We start from the raw sequence: 12382 nt of genomic DNA, 5'->3' as shown, positions 1-12382 counted from the left end.
CACCGCCCCTTTTTTAAGGATCAAGGTTCAACATATATGAGGGAGGCCAAGTACATGGCGGTTAATGCAGCATCAGTAAAGGAATTACGTGCAAGTACAGGAGCAGGTATGCTCGATTGTAAAAATGCGTTGGAAGAAGCAAATGGTGATTTGACAAAAGCGGCGGAGCTTCTGCGTGAAAAAGGATTGTCTGCAGCAGCTAATAAAGCAGGACGTATTGCAACAGAAGGTGTTGTTGAATCTTATATCCATGCTGGCGGTCGTATCGGTGTATTGGTTGAAGTTAACTGTGAAACCGATTTTGTTGCCAAAACAGATCAGTTCAAAGATTTTGTTAGAGATGTAGCGATGCAAATTGCTGCTGCTAACCCACTGTATGTTCGTCGTGAAGAAGTGCCTCAGGAAGCTCTTGACAAAGAACGTGAAATCCTGACAAACCAAGCTCTAAACGAAGGTAAACCGGCTAATATCGTTGATAGAATGGTTGACGGACGTATTGGCAAATATTACGAAGAAAATTGCTTAATGGAGCAAGCGTTCATCAAAGACCCTGATAAAAAAATCAGCCAATTGATCAACGAAAAAGTTTCCAAAATTGGTGAGAACATCACCATCCGTCGCTTTGTTCGTTTTGAGCTTGGTGAAGGCTTAGAGAAGAAAACAGAGAACTTCGCTGAAGAAGTTATGGCACAAGTAAAGAAATAAATTCATAGTGAATGAACAGATAGCGGGAACACTTTGTGTTCCTCTTTTTTAAACACAAACATCAATAGCTGCTTTTTCGAACAGGGGGGATAAGCTTGGAACGTCCTATTTACAAACGAGTTATTCTAAAATTGAGCGGAGAAGCTTTGGCAGGACAACAAGGATTTGGTATCGATTCTGAGACGATTTCCTCGATAGCTCAGCAAGTTAAACAAGTGGTTGAATTAAACGTTGAAGTCGCAATCGTAGTGGGCGGCGGCAACATATGGAGAGGCATAGCTGGAAGTGAAAAAGGGATAGACAGAGCTACAGCCGATTATATGGGAATGCTGGCAACAGTAATGAATTCATTGGCTCTTCAAGATGCGCTTGAAACCATTGATGTTCCAACTCGTGTACAATCCTCAATTAACATGCAGCAGGTAGCAGAGCCTTACATACGTCGAAGAGCAATTCGGCATTTGGAAAAAGGTAGAGTAGTCATTTTTGCGGCAGGGACAGGCAATCCATATTTCTCAACGGATACGACTGCAGCTCTGAGAGCTGCTGAGATTGAAGCTGAAGTGATTCTCATGGCCAAAAATAAAGTGGATGGTGTATATTCGGCAGATCCTTTCAAAGACCCAAGCGCAATCAAATATGAAACGCTAACGTATTTGGAAGTTTTAAATAAAAATCTTGGTGTTATGGATTCAACGGCTTCATCGCTGTGCATGGATAATAACCTGCCATTAATCGTATTTTCAATTACGGAAAGTGGTAATATTAAACGAGTAGTACTGGGTGAAAAAATTGGAACGATTGTAAAAGGGAGTGTCTAACGATATGCCTCAATCGATAAAGAAAAATGCAGAAGATCGTATGGAGAAAGCCATTGGTTCTTTAAAAAAGGAACTTTCCAGTTTACGTGCTGGTAGAGCTGTTCCTGCGCTATTGGATCGTGTACAGGTAGAATATTACGGTGCCATGACACCAGTTAACCAATTGGCTAATATCAGTACACCGGATTCACGCACACTCATGATTCAACCATGGGATAAGAGTTCAATGTCGGCAATCGAAAAAGCGATTATGAAATCCGATTTGGGTCTGACTCCATCTAATGATGGTTCCATGATTCGTATTATGATTCCAGCACTGACTTCAGATCGTAGAGCTGAATTGGTTAAAATGACTCGTAAATTCGGCGAAGAAGCCAAGGTTGCGATCAGAAATGTTCGCCGTGATGCAAATGACGAAATCAAAAAGCTTGAGAAAAATGGTATATCTGAAGATGAGTCACGTAAACATCAAGAGGATATTCAAAAATTTACTGACAAGTTCATTTCAGAAGTCGATAAGGTTCTTGCGGCTAAAGAAAAAGAGATTATGGAAGTATAATCATAGAGACCCCCTTGCAAGGGGGCTTTTAGTCTTTCCTTATTGGAGGAAGCAATAGATGATACCTTTCAAAAAATGGTTTGGAAGCAAGCCACTGAGCACCGAGCTTATAGAACGGTTAGATGCCGATAATGTTCCAAACCATGTGGCAGTAATCATGGACGGCAATGGCCGTTGGGCTCAGAAGCGCGGATTGCCGCGTGTTGCAGGGCATCACTCAGGTATGAAAAATGTGAAAAAGATAACAATGGCTGCGAATTCCATTGGAGTCCGAGTGTTGACTTTATATGCATTTTCAACGGAAAATTGGAAAAGACCAAAAGAAGAAGTTGACTACTTGATGAAACTTCCAATTGAATTTTTTCCTAAAGAAATTGAAGAATTAATTGCTAATAATGTTCAGATTCGTATGACGGGCTGGGATGAAGGTTTGCCTGATTATACGTTAAAGGCGATTCAGGATGCGATTGAACAAACCAAGAATAACGACGGACTCATTTTGAATTTTGCGTTAAATTACGGTAGCCGTAAAGAAATGCTGTCAGGAGTGAAGCAGATTGCCATGGATGTTCAATCCGGTAAGCTTCATGTGGATGAGATCGATGAAACTGTGTATTCAAGGTATATGTTAACGCATCCGCTTCCGGACCCTGATTTATTAATTCGCACGAGTGGTGAGCTGCGTATAAGCAACTTTATGTTATGGCAATTAGCTTACTCTGAGCTGTGGTTTACTGAGTTATGTTGGCCGGAATTTACTGAGCAGGATTTTTTTGAGGCTGTTCAAGAGTATCAGCGGCGGGCCCGCAGATATGGCGGCCTGTAGCAGGCGACGGAGGTATTGACTTGAAGCAGCGTATAGTAACAGGAATCATAGCAGCGATTGTTTTTTTGACGCTTTTATACTTAGGCAGTTATTGGTTTACCGGACTGATTGTCATTACCGCGTTGATCGGTTTTTACGAATATGCAAAAATGAATAAGCTCAATCCCTTTTCCTTAACTTCAATTGTTGGGTACTTGGGGGTTGGTTTGTTATGCTTGCCGTGGAGTCTAACAACTATTCCAGCCATAAGCTCGCCATCTAATATGATTTGGTTGCTCCTATTTGTTTTGCTAAGTATTACTGTGCTTTCTAAGAATAAAGTGACCATAGATCATATATCCACCTTATTTTTAGGTGTCGTCTATATCGGTATTGGCTTTCACTATATGATAGAAACCAGAATGATTGGGCAAAATGGATTGTTTTGGACCTTGCTGGTCTTTTTCTGTATTTGGGCAACGGATTCAGGTGCATACTTTACGGGGTCGAAATTTGGCAAAACACCGTTGTGGCCTACAATCAGTCCCAAAAAATCAATAGAAGGCTCAATTGGCGGCATTATTATATCGGTTGTGGTCGCCGTTTGCTTCGCTTTAGTGCATCCTGAATTATTATCATGGAAGCAGGCAATTGTTATTGGAATCATTATCGCTGTTGTAGGTCAGATGGGAGATCTGATCCAATCTGCTTATAAACGGATCAAAGGTATCAAGGATACTGGAACGATTTTACCTGGCCATGGTGGGGTTTTGGATCGGGTTGATAGCTGGTTGATTGTGTTTCCGATGGTCCAGATATTGACTCTGCTGCCGCACGCATAAATTGTTATTGAGGTGAATCATGAAGCACATTGCTATACTCGGTTCTACGGGGTCCATAGGGACACAAACCCTGGATGTACTAGCACATTCTCCCGAGCTGTACAAGGTGGAGGGACTTGCCGGTGGGCATAATTTGCCTTTACTCATCGAGCAAATCAAACAATTCAGACCCAAAAAGGTATCCGTAGCTACCAAAAGCTTGGCAGACGAGCTTAAGCACCATGTTGCTGCAGAAACCTCTGTTTTCTTTGGGGATGAAGGATTATTGGAGATTGCAGCTGGGACAGATGCGGATTATGTAGTTACCGCGTTAGTAGGCAGTCAAGGATTGCGTCCAACGCTTGCTGCGATTGAAGCAGGCAAAGACATAGGACTAGCCAATAAAGAAACCCTAGTTAGCGCTGGGCACTTGGTAACGGAGCTCGTGAAGAAGCATGGAGTCAAGCTGCTGCCCATAGACAGTGAGCATTCGGCCATTTTTCAATGCTTGAACGGAGAATCGGTACAAGACGTTAACAAAATTATTTTAACAGCCTCCGGCGGTTCATTCCGAGATCGTACTCGTGATCAACTACAGGGTGTTACGGTTGAACAAGCCCTTCAGCATCCGAATTGGTCGATGGGAGCCAAAATCACCATTGATTCCGCAACGATGGTAAACAAAGGGCTAGAGGTTATTGAGGCACATTGGTTATTTGGGTTGCCATACTCACAAATCGAAGTGCTGATTCACCCTGAAAGCATTATTCATTCGTGTGTAGAGTTTGTTGATAATAGCATTATCGCTCAGCTTGGAAATCCGGATATGCGTGTTCCTATTCAGTATGCGCTTACGTATCCGAAGCGTTTATCAACACCTTCAAAGCCCTTGAGTTTAGCCCAGATCGGAAAGCTGCACTTCCGTGAAATGGATTATGTAAGATTTCCTTGTTTGCAAATGGCTTTTGATAGTGGGAAAGCCGGAGGTACAGCTACCACGGTGTATAATGCAGCCAACGAAGTGGCAGTAGCAAGGTTTTTAAAGGGAACTATTGATTTCTTACAAATTGAGCGGATTATTGACAACGTGCTTAATAAACATGAGGTAGTGTCCGTTCCCAATCTAGAGGAGATTTTGGCAGCTGACACCTGGGCGAGAGCCGCCGCGGAAAAAATAAATCATTAATCGTGTATGCCCAATTCTATAAGCATCATTCCACCTGCAGGATAATATGTTCATTACATGGAGCGGCTTGTATTTGTGTCGCAAAAAATGTTAATCTTAATCAAAAGATAAGCATAGCCATGGAACATAAACTTGACTAACCGATGCTTAAGGGAGGACGTTGCGAATTGGCTACGTTGCAAAATGCATTTCAAATTGTGCTTTTATTTTTTGTCCTGGTTACGATTCATGAATGGGGACATTTTTATTTTGCCAAAAGAGCAGGCATTTTGGTAAGAGAATTTGCCATAGGTTTTGGACCTAAGATCCTCTCTTTTAAAAAGGATGAAACCAGGTTCACGCTTCGCTTATTGCCTATAGGTGGCTTTGTGCGGATGGCCGGTGAAGATCCGGAAATGGTTCAAATTAACCCTGGTCAGCGTATTTCAGTAAGTTTACAGGACGATCAGGTGAGTCATATTTATACGGGCGATTTTGATAAACGTATGGATAGTCTGATTGGTGTCGTGGAAGAAATTGATTTGGAGCGTAAGCTTTTTGTTAGACTCGATTTGGATGGAGAGCAGCGTCAATTTGCCATTCATCCTCAAGCCCTGCTCATCGTAAAAGGAAAAGAAACACAAATTGCTCCGCTTGACAGACAATTTGCCAGTAAAACGGTTACGCAGCGCGCGCTTTCCATTTTCGCTGGTCCCATGATGAATTTTATTCTTGCCTTTGTACTGTTTGTAACCGTCGTTTTGATGGCGGGCGTGCCTGACAAAATCAAAATACGCAGTACTGAGCCTGGAGCACCTGCTGAAAAAAGTGGACTTATGGCAAATGATATTGTTCTCAAGATCAATAACGAGGCGATAGGGCCTGATGGTGCCAAGCTGAGGGATTTAATCAAGCTATCGGCTAATAAGCCGATGGTTTGGATCATAGAACGCAATGGTGAGCAAATTCGCAAGGAGGTCACTCCTGACGATAAAGATGGCGGTTTGGTCGGAGTAACTTTGACATCAGAAAATCGGAAAGCTTCCGTGCTGGAAGGTGTCAAAAGCGGTTGGAACAGCTTCACCATGGCTACAGTTTCTATTCTTGACAGCTTTGGGAAACTGGCAACACTGCAGTTTAAGATGGATGATTTGGGTGGGCCCGTTCGAATCGTTGAGTTTACAAGCGAACAGGCCAGCGCAGGCTGGGCTCAATATATTTTCTGGACAGCTTTGATGAGTCTATATCTCGGACTGTTCAACTTACTTCCTTTTCCTGCATTAGACGGAAGTCGTTTGGTATTCCTTGCATTTGAGGCGGTACGCGGCAAGCCGGTAGATCCAAGTAGGGAAAGTATCGTGCATTTTGTTGGATTTGCGATGCTGATGCTGTTGATGATTGCTGTTACTTATAATGATATACTGCGCTTGGTTAAGGGATAAGGAAAGCTAATGCTTACGAAGTAGCTTTGCAGAAGCAAAGCTTGTAGGAGGATCACCCATGTCAAAAGAAAAACAATTCGTGAAAGAGATCACTCCACAAAGTGAGGATTTCTCCAGATGGTATTTGGATGTCATTAAAAAAGCGGACTTGATGAGCTACTCGCCTGTGCGTGGCTGTATCGTATTTAAGCCTGATAGTTATGAAATATGGGAAAACATTCAAAAGGAATTGGATGGTCGGTTTAAAGAAACAGGTCATAGAAACGCCTATTTCCCGTTGTTTATCCCAGAAAGCTTTTTCCAGAAAGAAAAAGATCATATCGAGGGTTTCAACCCTGAACTACCTTGGGTAACTGAGGCAGGGGGCGAGAAGCTTGAAGAGCGCTTAGCCATTCGTCCAACCTCCGAAACGATGGTTGGGCATATGTACGCTGAATGGATTAACTCCTACCGCGACCTGCCGCTGCTGATTAATCAGTGGGCTAACGTAGTTCGTTGGGAGAAAAGAACCCAGCCGTTTTTACGGACGAGTGAGTTCTTGTGGCAGGAAGGCCATACAGCACATGAGGACGAAGCCGACGCACGTCGTGAAACGATGCAGATGCTTGATATTTATAAGGATTTTGCTGAAAACTTCTTAGCGATTCCAGTTATTCTTGGTGCGAAGACTCCTTCCGAAAGATTTGCGGGAGCTGTAGACACTTTCTCGATAGAAGCGATGATGAAGGATGGCAAAGCGGTTCAAGCGGGAACATCACATTATTTGGGCACTAAATTCGCTGTTGCTTTTGATATTAAATATTTGGATCGTGAGAATCAGCATCAATTTTGCCATACAACCTCTTGGGGTGTAAGCACACGTCTTATTGGAGCCTTAATCATGGTCCATGGTGATGACAGAGGATTGGTTATGCCTCCAAAGGTTGCACCTACCCAACTTATTATGATACCTATAGGTCCTCCGAAAACAAGGGAGCCGGTCGTTGCTCGTGTGAATGAGTTGTACCAGCAGTTGAAGAAAGCAGGCGTCCGTGTCAAAGTGGATGATCGTGCAGACCAAAGTCCAGGCTGGAAATTCAATGAATACGAAATGCGCGGTGTGCCGATTCGTCTTGAGCTCGGACCTCGTGATATGGAAAATGGACAAGTTGTTCTCGTATCCAGAGTATCAGGGGAAAAGAAAATGGTTGCGCAGGAGCATTTGGTGGAAGAAGTGAATAACATGCTGGCAGAAATTCATCAGCAGATGTATGATAAAGCTAAGCAGTTCCGCGATGACAACTTTAGTTCGGTCGACACCTTGGATGAGTTTAAAGCATTTTTGGAAGAAAAGCGCGGCTTTGCATTAGCGGGCTGGTGTGGTTCTGCAGCTTGTGAAGCACAAGTCAAGGAAGAAACCGGTGCGACTAGCCGGAATATTCCATTCGAACCTGCGGAGCACAAGGAAACTTGTCTGGTCTGTGGAGAAAAAGCACAGCACACGGTTGTTTTTGGTAAAGCTTATTAATGAAAAGTGACAATAGGGCAAAGCGGAGAGCTACAACTTCCTTTTGCCCTTTGTATGTTTTAGGAGGATGTTCATGAGCGAAACGGCAGAAAAAAGACAGCGTTTTGAGATGCTGATGGAGCAAGCACGTGTACCTCAGGATGTAGTAGGATCTTTTTTCATGGATGGATATATTGATAAAGTAGAGACCAGTCCCAGAAACAAAGAGTGGACACTTTATATCGGGAAAAGCAGCATCGTTCCGAAGGATGTGTATGTTTCCTTTTGTAAATTGATTCGTGATAAATTTGCGCACATTGCAGCAATTCGTTTTATTCTGAAATATACGGATCAAGTACCAGCCGAAGCGATTGCCCATGAATACTGGTCAATGTTCGTTGAATGGGTGCAGCGTGAGGAAACATCTGTTAACGGTTGGATGAATAAAGCTCATATTGAAGTGCAGGGCAACGTGCTAACGTTAGTTATGCTTGATTCCATGGGCTTGGAGATGGCAAAGAAAAAGAATATCGGTCAATGGGTTCAGACCTACTACCATACGTATTTTGGTGCTGATTTTCAGGTTCGATATAGCAAGAATGAGAAGCCAGAAGAAGAAATCAAGAAATTTGAGCAGCAAATTAAAGAAGAAAATAAAATGGTAACCGAAGAAATGATGACTTCCATCGAAGCTGAACAGGAAGCTGATTCATTAAATGCAGCAGAAATTAAGTTGATGGTTGGCTATGATATTAAAGACGCACCGGTTCCTATTCAAATGGTACAGGATGAGGATAAGAAAGTAACGCTGCAGGGCGCTGTCTTCGGGCTCGATTCCAAAGAGCTTAAAAACGGGATGACCTTGTTCACGTTTAATATAACGGATTTCACTGATTCCATGATGGTTAAAGCATTTGCGAAAAACAAAGAGGACGTCAAAATTTATAGTCTGATTCAAAATGGCACTTGGCTGAAATTACGGGGAAAAGTGGAATATGACCGATTTATGCAAACCCCTGAGCTGGTATTGATGCCAAACGATATTAATGAGGTAATGGCTCCTCCTGATCGTAAGGATGATGCTGCAGAAAAGCGGGTCGAGTTTCATCTTCATACAACGATGAGTACGATGGACGGGATCACTTCCGTGGATCAGTACATAAAAACCGCCGCAAAATGGGGACATAAAGCAATAGCGATTACGGATCATGCCGGTATTCAATGCTACCCGGAGGCTGATAAAGCTGCCAAGAAAAATGGCATTAAAGTGATTTTTGGACTTGAAGCTAATGTGGTTGATGATGCGGTACCGGTCGTTGTGAATCCACGTAACGAAGATTTGCGAGAAATCGAATATGTTATTTTTGATATAGAAACAACTGGGTTATCCATTATTAACAACAAAATTATAGAATTAGCTGGCGTCAAAATGAAGGATGGCAAAGAAATTGACCGGTTTGCCAGCTTTGTTAATCCGCACGAAAAAATTCCTTATAACATTCAACAATTAACGAATATTACAGATGATATGGTTGTTGATGCCCCAGAGCTTGAAGATGTGCTGCCTAAATTTATTGATTTTATTGGGGACTGTGTGCTAGTTGCTCATAATGCACGGTTTGATATGGGCTTTATTCATGCAAATAGTAAAAGACTGGGATTGGCACCGGTAACGAATCCTTCGTTGGACACGTTGGAGCTAGCAAGATTATTATTTCCAACGATGAAAAACCACAGGCTGAACACCTTATCAGACAAGTTCAAGGTTGGTTTGGACAACCATCACCGTGCGATTGATGACTCGATAGCGCTTGGGTATATTTTATTTCATTTGATTAAAGAAGCCGTTGAACGCGGGTTAATTCTTATGCCGCAGCTTAACGATAATGTCGGTAAAAGCTTGAAGAATCAAAGACCTTTTCATTGCTGCATTTATGCTCAAAACGCGGTGGGTAAGAAAAATTTATTTTCTTTGGTTTCTCTGTCTCATACCGAATATTTTCAAAGAGTTGCCTGCATTCCAAGGAGTAAGCTTGTCGAATTGCGTGAAGGTTTAATCATTTCTTCTGGCTGTGAGAAAGGCGAGTTTTTCGAAACGGTACTGAACAAGTCCATGGAAGAAGCAGAACGCGTAGCCGAGTTTTACGATGTGCTTGAAATCCAGCCGATCGGCGTTAATATGCATTTGGTCGATAAAGGCTTGGTAGGAAGCAAGGAACATTTGGAGGATGCAAATCAACGGGTGTTACAAATCGGACGTAAGCTGGGTAAGCTCGTCATTGCAACCGGAAATGTTCATTATTTGCACCCTAGACAGAAAATATGCCGTGACATCGCCATCAATGGTATTACCGGCTTCAGTCCTTTGAAGGATATGAAAAAACCGGATGTACACTTTCGGACAACTAAGGAAATGCTTGCTGAATTTCAATATTTGGGGGCGGAAACAGCCCATGAGGTTGTAGTCACAAATACATCGGAGTTAGCTGATCGTTTTGAGGAAATCGAGCTATTCCCGAGTAAACTATTTACCCCTATTATCGAAGGTGCCGATGAAGAGATTCGTGAAAAATGCTATGACACGGCCAAACGCATTTACGGAGATGATCTCCATGAGGTCATTACGGCAAGGCTAGAAAAGGAACTCATCCCGATTATCAAATATGGATTTTCTGCCAATTATCTCATATCGGAGCGTTTGGTTAAAAAGTCTAATGAGGACGGTTATCTCGTAGGTTCACGGGGATCTGTAGGCTCATCTGTTGTGGCAACCTTTTTGGGAATTTCCGAGGTTAATCCATTACCTCCCCATTATGTATGCGGCTCCTGCAAGCATAGTGAGTGGATATTGGACGGCAGCTTGCCGAGCGGCTTTGATTTACCGGAGAAGAGCTGCCCAACTTGTGGAGAGCGACTCAAGGGTGAAGGGCAGGATATTCCTTTTGAAACGTTTCTTGGCTTTAAGGGAGATAAGGTTCCCGATATTGACTTGAACTTTTCTGGCGAATACCAATCAGTTGCGCACAATTATACAAAAGAATTATTTGGTGAAAAGTGTGTGTTTCGTGCAGGTACAATCGGTACGATTGCCGAAAAGACAGCTTTTGGTTACGTAAAGAAGTTTGAAGAGGAGCAAGGCAAGAAGTGGCGTGGAGCCGAAATTAGCCGACTTGCATCAGGCTTTACAGGCGTGAAGCGGAGCACGGGCCAGCATCCAGGCGGTATTGTCGTCGTTCCTGATTACATGGATGTGGATGATGTTACACCTGTTCAGTATCCAGCAGATGATACATCTTCAGAATGGAAAACAACCCATTTTGACTACCATGCTTTTGAAAACAATCTCTTAAAGCTCGATATATTGGGTCATGATGATCCAACCATGATGCGTATGCTGCAGGATCTCACGGATGTTGATCCAACCACGATCCCCATGAATGATCCTAAGGTTATGAGCATTTTTAGTTCAACCAAATCTCTAGGAGTCACACCCGAGCAAATACGAACGCCTGTTGCGACATATGGCGTACCGGAAATGGGTACCAAATTTGTACGTCAGATGCTTCAGGAAACTCAACCGTCCACGTTTGCAGATTTGCTGCAAATATCAGGCTTATCCCATGGAACTGGCGTATGGCTCGGAAATGCGCAGGAGCTCATCAAAAAAGAAACCTGCACGATTAAAACGGTTATTGGCTGTCGGGATGATATCATGCTTTATTTGATTTACAAAGCGGGTATGGATGCGGGTCTGGCCTTTAAAATAACGGAGAGTGTGCGTAAGGGTAAGGGACTAACTCCCGAGTGGAAGGAAGATATGAAGAAGCATAAGGTGCCGGGCTGGTATATCGAATCATGCGAGCGTATTGAGTACATGTTCCCAAAAGCTCATGCCGCTGCTTATGTTATATCTGCGGTGCGAACTGCCTTCTTTAAGCTGTATTATCCGATTGCCTACTATGCGACTTATTTTACGGTTCGTGCTGAGGATTTTGAAGTTGAACTGCTATGTCAGGGCTATGATGCTATATTGCGCAGACTGATAGAGATCGAGGATAAAGGCTTTCAGGCTTTACCTAAGGAGAAAAGTATGATTTCCATTCTGGAAATGGCATTGGAAATGACGGCACGAGGTTTTTCCTTTAAAGGAATTGATTTATTCAAATCGGATGCTACTAAATTTCTGGTTGATGGGGATTCATTGATCGTTCCTTTCTCCGCACTTGGGGGAATCGGGGATAATGCGGCCAAAAATATTGCGGCTTCCAAAAACGATGGACCTTTTCTGTCGATTGAAGACTTTCAGAATCGCAGCAAGGCATCCAAAACGATTATTGAACTGCTAAACTCGATGGGCTGCTTCCGCGGGCTGCCGGAAACGAACCAGTTATCGCTTTTCTAAACCTTGCAAATGGCAGTGAGCTATAGACCTCATTGCATAGATATGAGCCTTATGGTATAATCTTCTTTGGCAACAATGTTATAGATTCCGATCTTAGAGAGTGGGGAAACCCACTCTTTACATTTTGTTATAGACCTGAGAGCGTTCTGACTCTCGTTTACGATAGGAGGAAACGG

Annotated in this window: 9 protein-coding genes; all 9 read left to right on the top strand. The window is 43.0% G+C overall.

Going from position 1 to position 12382, the window contains the following annotated elements; all coding sequences use genetic code 11:
- Nucleotides 1-54 precede the first annotated feature (54 nt).
- A complete protein-coding gene (gene tsf, locus BM210_RS15355) occupies nucleotides 55-705 on the top strand; it encodes a translation elongation factor Ts (RefSeq protein WP_091169753.1) in 651 nt (216 codons plus the stop codon).
- Between the two features lie 95 nt (nucleotides 706-800).
- Nucleotides 801-1526, top strand: coding sequence for a UMP kinase (pyrH, locus tag BM210_RS15350; RefSeq protein ID WP_091169750.1), 726 nt, complete (start codon nucleotides 801-803; stop codon nucleotides 1524-1526).
- A gap of 4 nt (nucleotides 1527-1530) precedes the next feature.
- Nucleotides 1531-2085, top strand: a complete 555-nt coding sequence (frr, locus tag BM210_RS15345; protein WP_091169748.1) for a ribosome recycling factor — start codon at nucleotides 1531-1533, stop codon at nucleotides 2083-2085.
- 58 nt (nucleotides 2086-2143) lie between these two features.
- A complete protein-coding gene (locus BM210_RS15340) occupies nucleotides 2144-2911 on the top strand; it encodes an isoprenyl transferase (protein WP_091169745.1) in 768 nt (255 codons plus the stop codon).
- 20 nt (nucleotides 2912-2931) lie between these two features.
- Complete coding sequence (locus BM210_RS15335) at nucleotides 2932-3732, top strand: phosphatidate cytidylyltransferase (protein ID WP_091169743.1); 801 nt, start codon at nucleotides 2932-2934, stop codon at nucleotides 3730-3732.
- 19 nt (nucleotides 3733-3751) lie between these two features.
- On the top strand, nucleotides 3752-4897 hold the full coding sequence (locus BM210_RS15330) for a 1-deoxy-D-xylulose-5-phosphate reductoisomerase (RefSeq protein ID WP_091169741.1): 1146 nt from the start codon (nucleotides 3752-3754) through the stop codon (nucleotides 4895-4897).
- Nucleotides 4898-5064: 167 nt separating this feature from the next.
- A complete protein-coding gene (rseP, locus tag BM210_RS15325; protein WP_091169738.1) occupies nucleotides 5065-6318 on the top strand; it encodes an RIP metalloprotease RseP in 1254 nt (417 codons plus the stop codon).
- Between the two features lie 58 nt (nucleotides 6319-6376).
- A complete protein-coding gene (gene proS / locus BM210_RS15320) occupies nucleotides 6377-7825 on the top strand; it encodes a proline--tRNA ligase (RefSeq protein ID WP_091169736.1) in 1449 nt (482 codons plus the stop codon).
- A 73-nt stretch (nucleotides 7826-7898) separates the two neighbouring features.
- On the top strand, nucleotides 7899-12206 hold the full coding sequence (locus tag BM210_RS15315; RefSeq protein WP_091169734.1) for a PolC-type DNA polymerase III: 4308 nt from the start codon (nucleotides 7899-7901) through the stop codon (nucleotides 12204-12206).
- Nucleotides 12207-12382: the final 176 nt, after the last annotated feature.

The organism is Paenibacillus sp. 1_12, assembly GCF_900114475.1.
Lineage (GTDB): Bacteria > Bacillota > Bacilli > Paenibacillales > NBRC-103111 > Paenibacillus_S.
This window is presented reverse-complemented; position numbering and strand designations above follow the sequence as displayed.

Coding starts and splice junctions, on each gene's coding strand:
- tsf (WP_091169753.1), top strand. CDS start 55: ATGGCGGTTAATGCAGCATCAGTAAAGGAATTACGTGCAAGTACAGGA.
- frr (WP_091169748.1), top strand. CDS start 1,531: ATGCCTCAATCGATAAAGAAAAATGCAGAAGATCGTATGGAGAAAGCC.
- BM210_RS15340 (WP_091169745.1), top strand. CDS start 2,144: ATGATACCTTTCAAAAAATGGTTTGGAAGCAAGCCACTGAGCACCGAG.
- BM210_RS15330 (WP_091169741.1), top strand. CDS start 3,752: ATGAAGCACATTGCTATACTCGGTTCTACGGGGTCCATAGGGACACAA.
- proS (WP_091169736.1), top strand. CDS start 6,377: ATGTCAAAAGAAAAACAATTCGTGAAAGAGATCACTCCACAAAGTGAG.
- BM210_RS15315 (WP_091169734.1), top strand. CDS start 7,899: ATGAGCGAAACGGCAGAAAAAAGACAGCGTTTTGAGATGCTGATGGAG.